Annotated in this window: 10 protein-coding genes; all 10 read left to right on the top strand. The window is 71.8% G+C overall.

Features of this window, described 5'->3' with window-relative positions:
• The first annotated feature begins 54 nt into the window (after window positions 1-54).
• Window positions 55-7,212, top strand: a complete 7,158-nt coding sequence (locus tag PJ985_RS21595) for a type I polyketide synthase (RefSeq protein WP_271685554.1) — start codon at window positions 55-57, stop codon at window positions 7,210-7,212.
• 44 nt (window positions 7,213-7,256) lie between these two features.
• Entirely contained in the window at window positions 7,257-8,171 is a 915-nt protein-coding gene (locus PJ985_RS21590) for an ABC transporter ATP-binding protein (protein ID WP_271685553.1), read from the top strand.
• Window positions 8,168-8,905, top strand: coding sequence for an ABC transporter permease (locus PJ985_RS21585; RefSeq protein ID WP_271685552.1), 738 nt, complete (start codon window positions 8,168-8,170; stop codon window positions 8,903-8,905). The genes PJ985_RS21590 and PJ985_RS21585 overlap by 4 nt, the downstream gene beginning before the upstream one ends.
• A 118-nt stretch (window positions 8,906-9,023) precedes the next feature.
• Complete coding sequence (locus PJ985_RS21580; RefSeq protein ID WP_271685557.1) at window positions 9,024-9,626, top strand: dTDP-4-dehydrorhamnose 3,5-epimerase family protein; 603 nt, start codon at window positions 9,024-9,026, stop codon at window positions 9,624-9,626.
• Window positions 9,623-10,588, top strand: a complete 966-nt coding sequence (locus tag PJ985_RS21575) for an NAD-dependent epimerase/dehydratase family protein (protein ID WP_271685551.1) — start codon at window positions 9,623-9,625, stop codon at window positions 10,586-10,588. The genes PJ985_RS21580 and PJ985_RS21575 overlap by 4 nt, the downstream gene beginning before the upstream one ends.
• Window positions 10,589-10,778: 190 nt before the next feature.
• Window positions 10,779-12,035, top strand: a complete 1,257-nt coding sequence (locus PJ985_RS21570) for an activator-dependent family glycosyltransferase (RefSeq protein WP_271685550.1) — start codon at window positions 10,779-10,781, stop codon at window positions 12,033-12,035.
• A gap of 18 nt (window positions 12,036-12,053) precedes the next feature.
• Window positions 12,054-12,764 carry a class I SAM-dependent DNA methyltransferase gene (locus PJ985_RS21565; RefSeq protein WP_271685549.1) on the top strand — a complete coding sequence of 237 codons (711 nt, stop codon included), beginning with the start codon at window positions 12,054-12,056 and terminating at the stop codon, window positions 12,762-12,764.
• Between the two features lie 165 nt (window positions 12,765-12,929).
• Window positions 12,930-14,453, top strand: coding sequence for an NDP-hexose 2,3-dehydratase family protein (locus tag PJ985_RS21560; RefSeq protein WP_271685548.1), 1,524 nt, complete (start codon window positions 12,930-12,932; stop codon window positions 14,451-14,453).
• Window positions 14,450-15,559, top strand: coding sequence for a DegT/DnrJ/EryC1/StrS family aminotransferase (locus tag PJ985_RS21555; RefSeq protein ID WP_271685547.1), 1,110 nt, complete (start codon window positions 14,450-14,452; stop codon window positions 15,557-15,559). Before PJ985_RS21560 ends, PJ985_RS21555 begins: the two co-directional genes overlap by 4 nt.
• A gap of 164 nt (window positions 15,560-15,723) precedes the next feature.
• The gene (locus PJ985_RS21550) at window positions 15,724-16,920 is read left to right on the top strand and encodes a cytochrome P450 (RefSeq protein WP_271685546.1); all 1,197 of its coding nucleotides are present in this window, start codon (window positions 15,724-15,726) and stop codon (window positions 16,918-16,920) included.
• The last annotated feature ends 201 nt before the right edge of the window (window positions 16,921-17,121 follow it).

Here is a 17,121-nt window from a genome sequence, read left to right as displayed (position 1 = left end):
GCCTTCGCCCGTGACCGCTACTGGCCCGACCTCGCTCCGCAAGCAGCTGCGGAGTTGCCCGGCGGCCGGAGCGCGGACCCCGCGGAACAGCGCTTCTGGGCCGATGTCGAACGCGGAGACACAGCCGCCGTCGCGGAGGTCCTGCGTCTCGACGAGCCGGGCCTGACCGCGGTGCTGCCCGCCCTTGCGGCCTGGCGGCGGGCGCGCCGCCAGGAGTCCACGGTGGACTCCTGGCGTTACGAGGTGACGTGGCGGCCCCTCGTCGGGCTGTCCGCGGCCGTGCCGGCCGGCCGGTGGCTCCTGGTGCTGCCGGAGGGCGGATCCGGCGGGGAACTCGCGACGCTGCGGGCGGCCCTGGGGGCCGCCGACCTCACGGAGATCGTCGTTGCACCGGGGTCCGGGCGCGCTGAGCTGGCAGCACGGCTCACCGACGCGGGTGCTGCCGCTGCCGGTGTGGTGTCCTTGCTGGCCCTCGATGAGCGCCCGCACCCCGAGGACGACGCGATCTCCGTCGGGCTCGGCGGCACCGTCACCCTCCTGCAGGCGCTCGGCGACGCCGGGATCGCGGCACCGCTGTGGTGCGTCACCCGGGGCGCCGTCGCCGTCGGACGCTCCGACGCCGACATCAGTCCTGCTCAGGCCATGGTCTGGGGGCTCGCGCGCACCGCAGCGCTGGAACACCCGGAACGGTGGGGCGGACTCCTGGACCTGCCCGAGTCCGCGGACGCGCGGTCGGCCGACAGGCTCGGCACTGTCCTCGCAGGCGCGCCGGACGGCGAGGACCAGCTCGCCCTCCGCCCGTCCGGCGTATTCGCCCGCCGTGTGCGGCGTCCGGCGCCGGACACCGCCGCGGTGGACGCCTGGACCCCGAGCGGAGCGGTACTCGTCACGGGGGGCACCGGTGCCCTCGGCCGGGAGGTCGCCCGCTGGCTTGCCGGGCGCGGCGTCACCGACCTGGTACTCACCAGCAGGTCGGGGCCGCTGGCCCCCGGCGCGGACGCGCTGGTCGCCGAGCTGGCGGCCGCGGGCACCCGCGCCACGGTGACCGCCTGCGATGTCTCCGACGCCGCCGCGCTCGCCGCTCTGCTCGACCGGCACCCGGTGACCGGCGTCATCCACACGGCGGGTGTGGCGGCCACCGTCCCGCTGGCCCTCACCTCGCCCGCGGAGATCGCTGCCGCGGCTCGGGCGAAGGTGCTCGGCGCGGCCCATCTCCACACCCTGCTCGGCGACCGGGCCGACCTGTTCGTACTGTTCTCCTCCCTCGCGGGGGTCTGGGGCAGCGGAGGTCAGGCCGCGTACTCGGCCGCCAACGCCTACCTCGACGCCCTCGCCGAGCACCGTGCCGCCCGAGGCCTTGCGGTCACCGCTGTGGCCTGGGGGGCCTGGGGCGAGTCGGGAATGGCAGCCGAGGGGGCCGCCGGCGACTACCTGCGCGAGCGGGGGATCGCCCCGATGCCGCCGGAGCTGTGTCTGGCCGCCCTCGGCGCCGCAGTCGACTCCGGCCGGCCCGGGACCGTCGTCGCCGATGTCGACTGGGACCGCTTCGCACCCGCCTTCGCCGGCCGCAGATCCAGCCCGCTGCTCGGCGATCTGCCCGAGGTGAGGGCGGCACTCGCCACCCCCGCCGGACCCGAGGGCGGCGCCGACCGCTCCGAGCTGAGGTCCCGGCTCGATGCGGTGTCCGCGGCGGACCGGATCCGCATCTTGCTCGGGCTGGTGCGCAGCACCGTCGCGTCGGTCCTCGGACACCCCGGCCCGGAAGCCGTCGACCCCGACCGGTCCTTCACCGAACTGGGCATCGACTCGCTCACGGCCCTGAGGGTCCGCGACGGCGTCGCCGGGGCCGCAGGGCTGCGGCTGCCCTCCACGCTGGTCTTCGACCATCCGACCGCCCGAGCCGTGGCGGTGAACCTGCTCGGCAGGCTCGGCATCCAGGAGGGGCCCGCCGCCGGACCCGCGCTTCCCGCGGCGCCCGCCGTCGCCGACGACCCGGTTGTCATCGTGTCGATGAGCTGCCGCTACCCGGGCGGGGCCGTCTCACCGGAACAGCTGTGGGACCTGGTGGCAGGGGGTGTGGACGCCATGTCGGCATTCCCCGCCGACCGGGGCTGGGACCTGGGCGGCACCGGCGGCTTCACCGCCGAGGGTGGTTTCGTCCACGACGCCACCGAATTCGACGCCGACCTGTTCGGCATCTCTCCCCGCGAGGCCGTGGCCATGGATCCGCACCAGCGGCTCCTGCTGGAGGCCGCGTGGGAACTGCTGGAGCGCGGCGGTATCGCCCCCACCGCAGTCCGCGGTTCCCGTACCGGCGTCTTCGTCGGCGCATCCGCGGCCGGCTACGCCGGGATGGGCGTGCTGCCCGAAGGCTCCGAGAACCACGCGATGACCGGTTCCTCCAACAGCGTCATCTCCGGCCGGGTCTCCTACACCTTTGGCCTGGAGGGTCCAGCGGTCACGATCGACACCGCCTGTTCGTCCTCCTTGGTGGCCCTTCACCTGGCAGCCCGGTCACTGCGTGGCGGCGAATGCTCGCTGGCCATCGCCGGTGGTGTGACGGTGATGCCGACGCCCGCCGTGTTCGCCGAGTTCGGCAGACAGGGCGGCCTGGCCTCGAGCGGCCGGTGCCGTTCCTTCGCGGCCTCCGCCGACGGGACCGGCTGGGGCGAGGGTGTGGGCCTGCTGCTGCTGGAGCGGTTGTCCGACGCGCGCCGTAACGGGCACGAGGTGCTCGCCGTGGTGCGGGGCAGCGCGGTGAACCAGGACGGTGCGTCCAACGGTCTGACCGCGCCGAACGGGCCGGCCCAGCAGCGCGTCATCCGGGCCGCGCTGGCCGACGCCGGTCTCGCCCCCCGCGAAGTCGACGCCGTGGAGGGCCACGGCACAGGGACGAAGCTGGGTGACCCGATCGAGGCGCAGGCTGTCCTGGCCGCTTACGGCCAGGACAGGGACGAGCCGTTGTGGCTGGGCTCACTGAAGTCCAACCTCGGCCACACCCAGGCCGCCTCCGGCGTCGCGGGCGTCATCAAGATGGTGGAGGCGATGCGGCACGACACACTGCCCCGGACCCTGCACGTCGACGCGCCGACCCCGGAGGTCGACTGGACGGAAGGCGCGGTGGAGTTGCTGACCGAGTCGCGGCCGTGGCCGGAGACGGGCAGGCCGAGCCGGGCCGGAGTGTCGTCCTTCGGTATCAGCGGGACCAATGCCCACGTGGTTCTCGAGCAGGCGCCCGAGCCGACGTCTGACCCGGCCCCGGAACTCCCTGACGCGGTCACCGGACCCGCCGGGACGGTGGTGCCGTGGCTGCTCTCCGGCCGCTCCGCTGCCGCCCTCCGCGGCCAGGCCGCCCGGCTGCACTCCCTCGTCGGCCCCGCCGGCCGCGGCGGGAAACTCGACCTGCCGGCCGTGGCCCGGGCGCTCGCCACCACCCGGGCGGCGTTGGAACACCGGGCCGTGCTGCTCGCCACTGACGCCGAAGGCTTCCGGCGCGGACTCGGCGAGCTCGCCGAGGACCGTACCGGACAGGGCGTTGTCCGTGGTGTGACGGGTGGCGGCGACCTCGCGTTCGTGTTCTCCGGGCAGGGGGCGCAGCGCGCGGGCATGGGCCGGGAGCTCTACGAGACATACCCGGCGTTCGCCGACGCCTTCGACGCCGTGTGCGCACACCTGGACCCAGGGCTGGAGCGGCCATTGCGCCAGGTCGTCTTCCACGACGCCGACGCGCTCGGCCGGACCGGCTGGACCCAGGCCGCGTTGTTCGCCTTCGAGGTGGCCCTGTTCCGTCTGCTGGAGTCCTGGGGCGTGACCCCGGACCGGCTCGCCGGCCATTCCGTCGGTGAGCTGGCAGCCGCGCACACCGCAGGTGTGCTGTCGCTGGCCGACGCCTGCGCCCTGGTGGCTGCCCGTGGCTCACTGATGCAGGCGCTGCCCGAGGGCGGCGCGATGATGGCGGTACGGATGACGGAGGACGAGGCCCGTAAGGCCCTCGTCGGGTACGAGGGCCGTGTCGAGCTGGCCGCGGTCAACGCCCGGGACGATCTTGTCGTCTCCGGTGACGCCGACGCCATCGAGGAACTGGCCGAACTGGGCAGGAAGACCGGCCGCAGGATGCGGCGGCTCACCGTCTCGCACGCCTTCCACTCGCCGCACATCGACGCCGTCCTCGACGACTTCAGCGCTGTTGCCCGTGGTCTGGTCTACCGGCCCGCCCGCATCCCGCTGGTCTCCACGGTGACCGGCTGCGCCGACGACGGAACGATGTCCACTCCCGGTTACTGGGTCCGCCAGGCCCGGGCCACCGTGCGGTTCTCCGACGCCGTCACCACACTTCTCGGCCAGGGCGTGACCCGCTTCGCTGAGCTGGGCCCGGGCACGACACTCACCGCGCTCGTCGAACGGACCCTGGAGCGGGCCCGCACCCTCGCGGACGCCGGGGAAACCCTCGCCGTAGCCACTCAGCGGTCCGACCGCGACCAGCCGACCGCGCTGCTCACCGCGCTCGCCCGGCTGCACACCGCCGGCGTCACCGTGGACTGGGGCACGATCCTTGCGCCGGGCCGTGCCCGCGTCGAGCTGCCCACCTACGCGTTCCAGCGGCGGCGGTACTGGCCCGAACCGGTGACCGCCCGGGACGCCCCGAACCTCCCGGCGGCCCGGACCGCCGCCGAGGGCGCGGAACGTTACACCGTGGTGTGGCGTCCGATGCCGGAGCCGGAGCGTGCGGTACCCGGCGGCGACTGGCTCGCCGTGACCCCGGGCGACAGCCGGTCCGCCCGGCTCGTCGCACTGCTGCGGGAACAGGGCGTCCGCCTCACCGAGGTTCCGGTTGCCGAGGACGACGACCGGGACGCCTGCGCCAAGGCGCTGCTGAGGGCTCTCCCCGCCGGGCAGTCCGCCGCCGGGGTGCTCTCCCTTGCCGGGGGCGTCGAAACTGTCACCGCCGTCGCCCAGGCGCTGGAGGACCACCCCGTCGGCGGGCTCCTGTGGTGCTTGACGACAGGCGCGGTGAGGACGGGCTCCGGCGATCCGGCGGCCGACCCCCGCCAGGCTGCTGTCTGGGGCCTGGGCCGGACCGTCGGGCTGGAGGCACCGCACCGCTGGGGCGGTCTGATCGACCTCCCCGCCGACCCCGGCACGCGGACGGTGGCCAGGCTGGCGGGGCTGCTCGCCGCGGGCGGAGCGGGGGAGGACCAGATCGCGCTGCGTGCGACGCCGCTGGCCCGCCGGCTCCGCGCCGCGCCGCTCCCGGCGGCTCCGCCCCGCTGGCGCCCCGCCGGCACGGTGCTGGTCACCGGTGGTACGGGCGGCCTCGGGCGGCATCTCGCGGCCGGGCTCGCCGGCCACGGTGCCGAGCACCTGGTGCTGCTCAGCCGCAGAGGTGCCGACGCGCCGGGCGCGCGGGAATTCGCCGCGAGCCTGCCCATCGGGGTGACCCTCGCCGCCGCCGACGTCACCGATCGTGCCGCCGTCGCCGGAGTCCTGGCGGCAATCCCCGCCGACCGGCCGCTCACCGCGGTCGTGCACACCGTGGGGGACGCCGGCGTCACCGGTCTGCGGGATCTGGACCGGCACCGCCTGCGGGAGGCCGCGACAGCGGTCGAAGGGGCGCGCGTACTCCACGAACTGACCGCCGAACTTGACGCATTCGTACTCGTCTCCTCGGCGGCGGGTGTGTGGGGCGGCTCGGGACGGGGGGCACGCGCCGCCGCGTGCGCAGCACTCGACGCCATCGCCGAACACCGCGACTCCCTCGGACTGCCCGCCACCTCGATCTCCTGGGGCCCGTGGGCCCCGGACACGGCGGGGGACGCGGACCGGGACGTCGATGCCCTGCGCCGCCGCGGGCTGCGCCCCCTCGACCCGGACCGGGCGTGGGGCGTGCTGGAGACAGCCGTGGCGCAGAGCGCTCCCTGTGTCACCGTCGCCGACGTCGACTGGGACCTCTTCCACCCTGCCTACACGCTGTCGAAGCCGCGCCCGCTCTTCGACGAACTGCCCGCGGTCCAGCGCCTGCGGGCGGCACCCACCGGCCCTGCTCCCGCTACGGGGCCGGGAGCAGCCGGCCTCGACGGGCCCGACCGGGAACGGACCGTGCTCGACCTGGTGCGCACCACCACCGCCTCGGTGCTGGGACACGCCGACGTCGAACCGGTCGCACCGGACCGCGGCTTCCTGGAGTGCGGCGTCGACTCGCTCGCCGCACTCGAGGTGCGCACCGCCCTGGAGAACGCGACCGGGCTGTCCCTGCCCGGCACCGTCGTGTTCGACCACCCCACCCCGGCCGCGCTGGCCCGTCACCTCTCGGACCTGCTCGGCCGCGGCCGGTCCGGGGAAGGGGCGGTGTCCGGCCCGGCTCCGCTCGGCATCTCGCCCACGGACCGGAACCCGGTCGGCCTGCTGAATTCGCTCTACCGGGAGGCCACCCGGACCGGGCGCGTCTCCGAATTCCTGGAACTGATCGGCGACGCCGCCCGGTTCCGGCCGGTGGCCGACAGCGGTGCCGAGACGGGCGGCCCGGCGAACCTGGTCACTCTGGCGGACGGCCCCGCACCGGGATTCCTGGTCTGCGTCAGCGGACTGACGGCGGGCGGAGGTCCGCACGAGTTCGCCCGTCTGGCCGCACCGCTGCGCGGGGCCCGGCGGGTGGCGGCGGTACCCCTCCTGGGCTACGGCCGGGGAGAACTGCTGCCCGCCACCCCGGAAGTCGCGCTGGACTGGCAGGCCGAAGGGATCCTCGCCCAGGCCGACGGCGCGCCGGTCGTCCTGTTCGGGCACTCCGGAGGCGCGGTCCTCGCTCACCGGCTGGCGGTCCACCTGGCCGGTCTGGGAGCTCCGCCGGCCGCGCTGGTGCTGGCCGACGTCTACGCGCCGGACGACCCGCGGCTCGTCGAGTGGAACACCGAGCTTTCCGAGGGGGTGTTCGACCGGGTCGAGCAGTACGTGGAGATGGACGACATCCGCCTCACCGCGATGGCCTGGTACGGCAGGCTGTTCTGGGAATCCCCCGCCCCGGACGAGAGCATTCCCACCCTGCTGGTCAGGGCCGGCGAACCGCTGCGGGTCCCCGCCGACGGCGGGGAGTGGCGCAGCGCCTGGCCCGCCGCCCGGGACGTCGTGGATGTGCCCGGCAACCACTTCACGATGATGGCCGAGCACGCCGGGACCACGGCACACGCGGTCCACCGGTGGATCGCGACGTTGTGGTGAAGCCCTGCCGCCCCCTCATATGCCCTCTGAAGAAGGAAGCGTGAATGACCACCGAACTCCTTGCCCGCGCGATCGGGGTCACCAGGCGCTACGGCGAGAACACGGCCGTGGACGGGGTGTCCCTGGACATCCCGGAAGGTCAGCTGCTCGGCCTGCTCGGGCCCAACGGGGCGGGCAAGAGCACCCTGCTCAACATGTTCGTCGGGCTGCGGAAGCCGAGTTCGGGCCGGATCGAGCTGTTCGGGCGTGACCCCCGGGACGTCATGGCCCGCAAGAGAATGGGCATGACACCGCAGGACACAGGGCTGCCCGAGACGCTGAAGGCCACCGAGACGATGGACTTCGTGGCCGCGCACTTCGACGCGCCCGCGGACAAGAACGCCCTGTTCGAACAGTTCGGGATCACCGAGTTCGCGCACCGTCAGATCGGCGCTCTGTCCGGTGGCCAGAAGCGCCGGCTGGCCATTGCCCTGGCCTTCGTCGGCAGGCCCGACCTGGTGTTCCTGGATGAGCCCACCACCGGGCTGGACGTGGAGGCCCGTCGCATGCTGTGGCAGGGCATCCGGATGTTCCACGAGAATGGCGGCACCGTCGTGCTCACCAGCCACTACCTGGATGAAGTGGAAGAGCTGGCCCAGCGCGTCGTGATCATCGACAAAGGCCGCTGTGTCGCCGACGACAGTGTCGAGGCGCTGCGCCGGGTCAGCGGGCTCCGCCGGGTCACCGTGCGCATGTCCGAGGTGCCTTCGCTGCCCGGCCTGGTGGGGGTCGAGCGTACCGGCGACCAGGTGCACCTGATCTCACAGGACTCCGACCAGCTGGTCAGGGATCTGGTGGCCTCAGGCGCGGTGTTCAGCGACCTCGAGGTGAGCTCCGGCTCTCTGGAAGACGCTTTCCTGGCCCTGCTGGGCCGGAAAGATCCCGCTCAACCCACCGCCCTGGGAGTGACGACGGCATGAGAACGACCACCGCCTATGTCAAGTTCGAGATCCTTGAGGCGATACGCATTCCGGCGCTCTTCATCGGTCTGCTGTTCATGCCCGTCGGTGGCATGCTCGTCTTCGTCATCCCGACGCTTGGGTCGGACCCGGCGACCGCGACCATGGGCACGGCTTCCATGTGCCTGTTCACCGTGCTGATCATCTGCTCAGCCCAGTACGGCATGGGCATCGCAGACTCGCGGACGAAGCCCTGGGGCGGCTATGTCCGGACCCTGCCGGGCGGCCCGCTGCCGAAGATGATCAGCATGGTGACCCTGAGCATGCTGATGACGCTGCTCGGCACTGTGCCGTTGGTCCTCCTCGCCGTGGTCGCCACCCGGGCCGAGGCCTCATTGCCGGAACTCCTGCTCGGAGTCGGTGCCCTGCTGCTCGCCGTGATCCCGTTCGCGCTCTTCATGCTGGCAGTCGGCTACTCGGTCACTCCCACCCTGGTTCCCATGCTCAGCGGCATTGCCCCGCTGCCCCTGGTCTTCCTCGGCGGGCTGCTCGCGGATCCCCGGGCCACGGACGGCTTCATCGGAACGATCGCTCCCTTCGTGCCGGTCCGCGGTTCGGCCGAGCTCGTGTGGGCCGCGGTGAGCGACTACTCGCCCCGCCCGGTGTCCCTGATCTCGCAGGCCGGGTGGATCGTCGTTCTCGGCCTGATCGCCTACCGTGCCTACCGTGCCGACGAGGGGCAGCGATTCCGCTGAACCGCCGGACCGCAACGCCCGCTGCCGCACCTTCCCGTCCCATTTTCCCCGCCGACACGAGTGGAGATTTCCGTTGTCCGAGGACACCGCCGAGCAGGCGGTCATCACCACCGGAACCATGTCCGCACGCCCGCTGAAGGTGGAGGGCGCGTTCGCGTTCACCCCACGGGTCTTTCCGGACGACCGGGGGGCGTTCCTGTCCCCCTATCAGGAGCCCGCGTTCACCGCAGCCGTGGGACACCCGCTGTTCCCGGTCGCGCAGACCAATCACAGCCACTCCCGACGCGATGTGGTGCGCGGCCTGCATTACACCGCCACCCCGCCGGGATCGGCGAAGTACGTGTACTGCGCGCGCGGCAAGGCGCTCGACATCATCGTCGACATCCGCGTCGGCTCGCCCACCTTCGGGGCGTGGGACGCCGTGGTGCTCGACCAGACCGACTTCCGTGCCGTGTACTTCCCCCTGGGGGCCGGCCACGCGTTCGTCGCTCTCGAGGACGACACAGTGATGTCCTACATGGTTTCGAGCAGCTACGTACCCGCGCACGAACTGGCCCTCTCGGTGCTCGACCCGGAACTCGGACTCCCGCTGCCCCCCGAGGACAGGATGCTTCTTTCCGACCGTGACCGGGTCGCACCCACCCTGGCCCAGGCGGCCGGGAGCGGCACGCTGCCCGACTACGAGCAGTGCCGTCGGCTCGGGAAGGAACTGCGGTCGTGACGGCCGGGTCACGGCCGCTGGTGGTGATACTCGGGGCGTCCGGGTTCATCGGCTCCGCCCTCACCCGCGCCCTCGCCCGCCGGCCGGTGCGGCTCCGGGTGGTGGCCCGGCGGAACACGCCCGTCCCCGCGGACGCGGTCGCCGGGATCGAGGTGCGCACCGCGGACCTGGCCTCCGCCGGGGCGGTGGCGGACGCCGTGGCGGGGGCCGATGCGGTCGCCCACCTGGTCGCCCACACGGACGCGGGGTGGCGGGTCACCGAGGGCGACACCGCAGCCGAACGCGTCAACGTCGGTCTGGTCCGTGACCTTGTCGAAGCCGTCCGGGAGGGGCGGTGCCGCCCGCGGCCCGCGGTGCTGTTCCCCAGCACCATCACCCACCCGAGCGGAGAGACCGGACCGGGCCAGGTGCAGAGCCCTTACGTTCGGCAGAAGCTCCGCGCCGAGGAGATGCTCACCGCGGCGACCTCCGAGGGGGTGCTGCGGGGTGTGCCGGTGTGCCTGCCCACGGTCTTCGGACACGGCCCCGGCACCACCGCACCCGACCGCGGCGTGGTGGCCACGATGACCCGCCGCGCTCTGGCGGGTGAGGGATTGACCATGTGGGGCGACGGCTCCGTGCGCCGCGACCTCCTGTACATCGACGATGTCGTCGACGCGTTGCTGGCGGCCCTCGACCATGCCGACACGATGGCCGGCCGTCACTGGAGCCTCGGCACCGGAGTCGGCGTCCCGCTCAGCACTCTCTTCGCCGACATCGCGGCCGCTGTCGCGGAGCACACCGGCCGCCCCGCGGTGCCGGTGGAATCGGTGGAACCACCGGCCTCGGCCGATCCCGCGGACAGCGAGGACGTGGTGGTCGACTCCTCGCCCTTCCGCGCGGCCACGGGATGGCAGCCCCGCGTGCCGTTGCGGGAGGCGCTGCGCCGGACCGTCACCTCGCTGGCCTCCGAGGCCCGGTAGGCCGCCTGCCGGGCCGCCCGGCACCGCGAGGCGCCGGGCGGCCCGCCGGGCACGGGACCGCCCCGGGACAGGAACAGGGGCGGTAGGGGTGTTCCGCACACGCGGCGGACCGGGCATTCTCGGCGTCATCACCGACAAGAACCGCCCCCCGGCGATTTCTGGTTCCGATGGTCCGCGTCTGGAGGGCGTTATGCGGGTTCTCTTTGTCTCCCATGCAGAGAAGACGCACTTTTTCCACATGGTCCCCATGGCCTGGTCGCTGCGCACGGCCGGGCACGAGGTGCGCGTCGCCACCCAGCCGGAGATGGCCCCTGCCGTGGTGGAAACGGGCCTGGTGGCGGTGCCCCTGGGGGCCGATCACCAGTGGAAGCAGGTGATGGAGAAGAAGAACGATGACACCTGGGCCGCGCGTGTCGTGAAGGCCGTCACCAGCTCCGCCGAACTCGGCCACGACGACCTGTTCCAGTTCTTCGACGAGACCACCCGCGACTACTTCCGCACCGTCAACAACGATGAGTTTCTCGACGGCCTCGTGGGCTACGCCCGGGAATGGCAGCCGGACCTGATCATCTGGGAGCAGTTCAGCTGGGCGGGGGCCGTGGCCGCGCGGGTCACCGGCGCCGCGCACGCCCGCATGCTGTGGGGCGCAGACGTCGTCACACGCTCCTGGAAGGACTTCCGCACCCAGCTCGGTGCGCGCCCTGCCGATCAGCGGACGGACCCGCTGCAGGACTGGCTCACCGGGGCGCTCGAGCGTCACGGGGCGACCTTCGATGAGACCGTCGTCACCGGGCAGTGGACGATCGACCCCAACCCGCCCTCCCACCGGATCGACAACGGACTCCCCGTCGTGGGTGTGCGTTACACGCCCTACAACGGGCCCGCGGAACTGCCGGAGTGGCTGGCCACCCCGCCGAGCAAACCCAGGGTCGCGCTGACCGCCGGCCTTTCCGTGCGCGGCTACTTCGGCTTCGACATGCTCAGCATCGGATCGCTCCACGCCTTCGCCGACCTGGACATCGAGCTGATCGCGACGCTGCTTCCGTCGCCGGGTGAGTCACCGGACAGCGCGCCCGCCAACGCCACCGTCGTTGACTTCGTGCCCATGCAGGGCCTGATGCCCACCTGTTCGGCCGTCATCCACATCGGAGGCGCGGGAGTGCAGTCCACCGCCGCCTACTACGGCGTCCCGCAGCTGATCCTCCCGGGGTTCTGGGACACGGTGGTCCGCGCCGACCTGGTCGTCGAGTCCGGTGCCGGCCTGGCGGTGCCGGGTCACGAGATCACCGCCGAGCGGGTGCGCGGCGACCTCGCGCGGCTGCTGGAGGAGCCCTCGTTCCGGGAAGGGGCCGCCGCGCTCCGTGAGGACGTGCTGTCCGCACCGTCGCCCAACGAGGTGGTCCCGGTACTCGAAGACCTGACCGCGGCACACCGCACCGGCGTCTGACCTGAAGGGAACGGGCCCGTGTACGGAGCTGAATTTGCCGAGATCTACGACCTGATTCACCGGGAGCGGGGCAAGGACTACCGCAGCGAGGCACAGTTCGTGGCCGGACTGGCCAGGGACCGGACCCCGGGAGCCACCTCACTCCTGGACATCGCCTGCGCCACCGGATCGCATCTGGCGGCCTTCGCCGACATGTTCCCGCGCGTCGCCGGTCTGGAGCTCTCCGAACCGATGGTGGCCGTCGCGCGGGGAAAGCTCGGCGAGGCGGTGCACCGAGGCGACATGCGCGACTTCGACCTCGGCACCCGTTTCGACGTGGTCACCTGCATGTTCGGCTCGATCGGGCACGCCATGACCGAGGAGGATCTGGTCGCCACGCTGTGCCGTTTCGAAGCGCATCTGGCCGACGGCGGAGTAGTCGTGGTCGACCCCTGGTGGTTCGACGACACCTTCACTCCCGGCCATGTCGCGGGCGATGTGTGCACAGCCGAAGGGCTCACCATGGCTCGCGTCTCGCACGCCTCACGAGAAGGCGACACCTCACGTATGGAGGTCCACTACACGGTGGCGGGCGCCAAGGAGGGCATCCGGCACTTCGTCGAGACCTACCGCGCGCGGCTCTACACCAGGGTGCAGTACGAGAAAGCCTTCACTGCCGCCGGGTTCGCCGTCGACTACCTGCCCGGAGTGCAGAACGGACGCGGCGTGTTCCTCGCCGTGCGCGCCTGAGCGGCACCGGGCTCCTTGACGAGGGCTGGACGGAGCGGACCTGCCAGGAACCGCCTGCGTGCACGGCACCGGCCCGCCCTGATGCTCCGGGGGTCTCGCGCGGGGCAGGTCTTCCAGGCACAGGGCAGACGTGACCGCGGAACGAAAGGCTGAGGGGGCGACAACGTGACCTGGACATCACCCGAGCAGAACCCCGACGCCGGCCCGGTCGGCGGGCCGGCAGCCCGCTTCGCAGCGTCGGCACTGGCGGGAGGCGGACGAACCGGCACCGCAGCGTTCCACGCGTGGCTGGCCGACTGCCGCGCCCGCTTCCGCACCCGCACGGAGCTCCGCCCGCTGGACCGGCTCGACCGCTGGACGGTGGATCCGGAGACCGGGGACATCACCCATGACAGTGGCCGGTTCTTCACGGTGCGGGGCCTCGACATCCAGGTGCCCGGCGCGGCAGTGGAACGGTGGAGCCAGCCGATCATCAGCCAGCCGGAGATCGGCATTCTCGGGATCCTCGTCAAGGAGTTCGACGGGGTGCTGCACTGCCTCCTGCAGGCCAAGGCGGAGCCGGGCAACATCAACGGTGTTCAGCTCTCACCGACGGTCCAGGCCACCCGCAGCAACTACACCGGCGTGCACCGGGGCAAAGCCGTCAGCTACCTGGAGTACTTCCGGAACAGCGCACGGCATCGGGTCCTCGCCGACGTGCGACAGTCCGAGCAGGGCGCCTGGTTCCACCGCAAACGGAACCGCAACATGGTCGTGGAAGTCACCGGCCCCGTCGACGTGCTCGACGGATTCTGCTGGCTGACCCTGGGCCAGCTGCACCAGCTGCTGCTCATCGACGATCTGGTGAACATGGACACCCGGACCGTGCTCTCCTGCCTCCCCGTCACCGGTCCGTGGGCAGCGGACTCCTATCCCCCGGACGGGGCCGCCGGCAGTGGTTTCCGGCACGCCCTGATCCGGTCGTTGGACACCGAAGCCCCCGCCGTCCATCCGACCGACGGGATACTGAGCTGGATCACCGGCGAGCGCACGCGCCAGGAGCTGCTGGTGCGGGAGATCCCCTTGCGGTCGGTGCGCAGCTGGCACCGGGTGGACGGCCGGATCTCCCACGAGGACGGATTGTTCTTCGACATCGTCGGTGTCGGCGTGGAAGCGGTGGGCCGGGAGGTCGGCCACTGGGATCAGCCGATGCTGGCCCCCCGGGGAACAGGGCTGGTGGCCCTGCTGGTACGGGAGATCGACGGCGTGCTCCACGCCCTGATGCACGCCAAGGTCGAGCCTGGTCATCTCGATGTGCTCGAGCTGGCCCCGACGGTGCAGTGCACCCCGCAGACCTACGACCACCTGCCTCGGCAGGCGAGGCCCCGCTTCCTCGACGAGGTGCTGGGCGCCGCCGCGCAGCACGTCCGCTTCACCGCCGTGCACTCCGAGGAAGGCGGGCGGTTTCTGCACGCCCGCACCCGCTACATGATTGTGGAGACCGGCAGTGAGGTGCCTCTGCAGCAGCCGCCGGAATTCCGCTGGCTGACGCTGCACCAGCTCGGAGCCCTGCTGCGGCACAGCTACTACCTGAACATGCAGGCACGCAGCATCGTCGCGTGCCTGCACAGCCTGGCGGGCGGACACCCGCCCGGGGGCGGCGTCCTCCCGCCCCTCGAATCGGACTGCCCGGAAGGATATGCGCCATGACCATTCGCGTATGGGACTACCTCGCGGAGTACGAGAACGAGCGGGAGGACATCCTCGACGCCGTCGACACGGTGTTCCGGTCGGGCCGGCTGGTGTTCGGCCCCTCAGTGAGCGGCTTCGAGGAGGAGTTCGCCGCCTATCACGGTGCCGCACACAGCGTGGGTGTCGACAACGGGACCAATGCGCTCGTCCTTGCACTCCGCGCGCTCGGCATCGGACCGGGCGACGAGGTGGTCACGGTCTCCAACACGGCGGCGCCAACGGTCGTGGCGATCGACCAGGTCGGTGCGAAGCCCGTCTTCGTCGACGTACGGGAGAGTGACTATCTGATGGACGTCACCCAGGTCGAGGGAGTCCTCACCGCCCGCACCCGTTGCCTGCTCCCTGTTCACCTCTACGGACAGTGCGTCGACATGCCTGCGCTGCAGGAACTGGCCGACCGCCATGACCTCGCCGTCCTCGAGGACTGCGCGCAGTCCCACGGCGCGCGGCAGCACGGCAGAATCGCCGGCACCACGGGCAGAGCCGCGGCGTTCTCCTTCTACCCGACGAAGGTCCTCGGGGCTTACGGCGACGCCGGAGCGGTGGTCACCAACGACGCCGAGGTCGACGCCGGACTGCGCCGCTTGCGCTACTACGGCATGGAAGAGCAGTACTACGTGGTGCAGACCCCGGGGCACAACGCACGGCTCGACGAGGTGCACGCCGAAATCCTGCGCCGCAAACTGCGGCGGCTCGACGGATACCTGGAGGCCCGCCGGCGCATCGCCGCCCGCTACGCCGAGGCACTGGCCGACACCGACCTGGTGCTTCCCCAGGTGACGCCCGGCAATGAGCACGTCTATTACCTCTACGTCGTGCGCCATCCGCGGCGCGACGCGATCCTGCACGCACTCGAGGCCCACGGGATCTCCCTCAACGTGAGCTACCGCTGGCCGGTGCACACCATGAGCGGCTTCGCGCCCCTCGGCTACGCCAAGGGGACACTGCCGGTCACCGAGGCCCTGGCGGACGAAATCTTCTCCCTCCCGATGTACTCCTCACTGACCCGGGAGCGGCAGGACAAGGTGATCGACGCGCTGCGCGAGGTGCTGCGCACCGTGTGACGGACAAGCAGGCGGCCGGGCAGTCAGCAGCCTTCCCGGCCGCCGTCCTCGGCAATGCGGGTAGGGGTTGACGGCGCCTCGGCACCGGCTGAGGATCAACACGGCTTCCCCGCGCAGCCGGGGGGCGGATCGCGCACCGAGGCGACCACGACGGATGGAATGGCATGAGCGTCCTCTACGACTTGAACGATCCCGCTCTGGCCGCTGACCGGTTCGGCTACTACCGGCGCCTCCGCGAGACGGATCCCGTTCACCGGACCCCCTTCGGCTACTGGGTTCTCACCCGTTACGACGACTTGGACACGCTGCTGCGCTCGCCGAACGCCTCCAGCGCCTTTCCGAAGGACCCGGGCTGGGCGATGAAGCGGGGCGGGCCGACGTGTCCGGTCATGAAGAGCGTCAGCAAATGGCTCCTGCTCCAGGACGGCCCCGACCACCGGCGGCTGCGCAAGCTCATCGCACGGGTCTTCACGCCGCGCAGCATCGACCGCCTGCGGCCGCGCATCGTCGGGATCGTCGACACGCTCATCGACGAAATGGGTGAGGGAGAGGTCGACCTGATCCGTGACCTGGCACTGCCGATGCCGATCACCGTCGTCGGTGAGCTCCTCGGGATACCCGCCGAGGACCGCGCGAAGTGCCGCGAGTGGACGGACAAGGTCGGCTACGTACTCGACCCCTTCGTGACCCCCAAACGCCGCATCGCCATGAACAAGGCGGAGTCCGAGTTCCGCGCGTACCTGCTCGGTCTGATGGCCACCCGGCGCGGCGCCGCTCCCGAACACGACCTGCTGTCTGTGCTCATGCAGGCCGAGGACGGCGAGCAGCTGACCGACGAAGAAATCGTGGCCAACATCCTGCTCATCTTCAACGCGGGCCACGAAACCACCGTCAACCTCATCGGCAACGGCATGCTGGCCCTGCTCCAGCAGCCGGACGCCCTCCGTGCTCTGCGCGCGGATCCCGGTCTGATGCCCACGGCGGTGGACGAGCTGTCCCGGTTCGACCCGCCCGTCACCCTGGCCACCCGCGTACTCAACGCGGACACTTCGATAGGCGGGACGGTGATCCCCGCAGGTGCGACCGTGATGGGGCTGATCGACGCCGCGGGACGTGACCCGGAGCGCTACCCCGACCCCGACCGGCTCGACCTGAGCCGGACCGAGCCGAAGACGCTGGCGTTCAGCGCGGGGCCGCACTTCTGTCTCGGCGCCGTGCTGGGCAAGCTGGAGGCGAGCACCGTGTTCTCCGCGCTGCTCTCGCGGTACCGGACGATCGAACTGCTTCGCGAAGACCTGGCCGTCAACCAGCACTTCAACCTGCACGGGCTGAACGAGCTCCCGCTGCGGCTCACCCGCTGAGCAATCGCCGCCCGTACCTCTCCCGCCAGTCGCCCCGTCCGCGCAGAGCCGCCGAGGAGCGTGACACCCGCAGAAGGTCCCCGTGGACCCATGCGTTCAGCGGGAACCGGCGCGCTAGGGGTGTTCCGCTGCCGGCCGGGCTGCGTACCGTCGAAACCTGCCGGGGCGGCCCTCACCCGGGCGCCCGGGACGCGGGCGTAC

The sequence above is a fragment of the Streptomyces sp. ACA25 genome, assembly GCF_028200735.1.
GTDB lineage: Bacteria > Actinomycetota > Actinomycetes > Streptomycetales > Streptomycetaceae > Streptomyces.
This window is presented reverse-complemented; position numbering and strand designations above follow the sequence as displayed.

Excerpts from the sequence above, each read along its gene's own strand:
- PJ985_RS21590 (WP_271685553.1), top strand. The coding sequence starts at position 7,257 with ATGACCACCGAACTCCTTGCCCGCGCGATCGGGGTCACCAGGCGCTAC.
- PJ985_RS21550 (WP_271685546.1), top strand. The coding sequence starts at position 15,724 with ATGAGCGTCCTCTACGACTTGAACGATCCCGCTCTGGCCGCTGACCGG.
- PJ985_RS21555 (WP_271685547.1), top strand. The coding sequence starts at position 14,450 with ATGACCATTCGCGTATGGGACTACCTCGCGGAGTACGAGAACGAGCGG.
- PJ985_RS21570 (WP_271685550.1), top strand. The coding sequence starts at position 10,779 with ATGCGGGTTCTCTTTGTCTCCCATGCAGAGAAGACGCACTTTTTCCAC.
- PJ985_RS21585 (WP_271685552.1), top strand. The coding sequence starts at position 8,168 with ATGAGAACGACCACCGCCTATGTCAAGTTCGAGATCCTTGAGGCGATA.
- PJ985_RS21580 (WP_271685557.1), top strand. The coding sequence starts at position 9,024 with ATGTCCGCACGCCCGCTGAAGGTGGAGGGCGCGTTCGCGTTCACCCCA.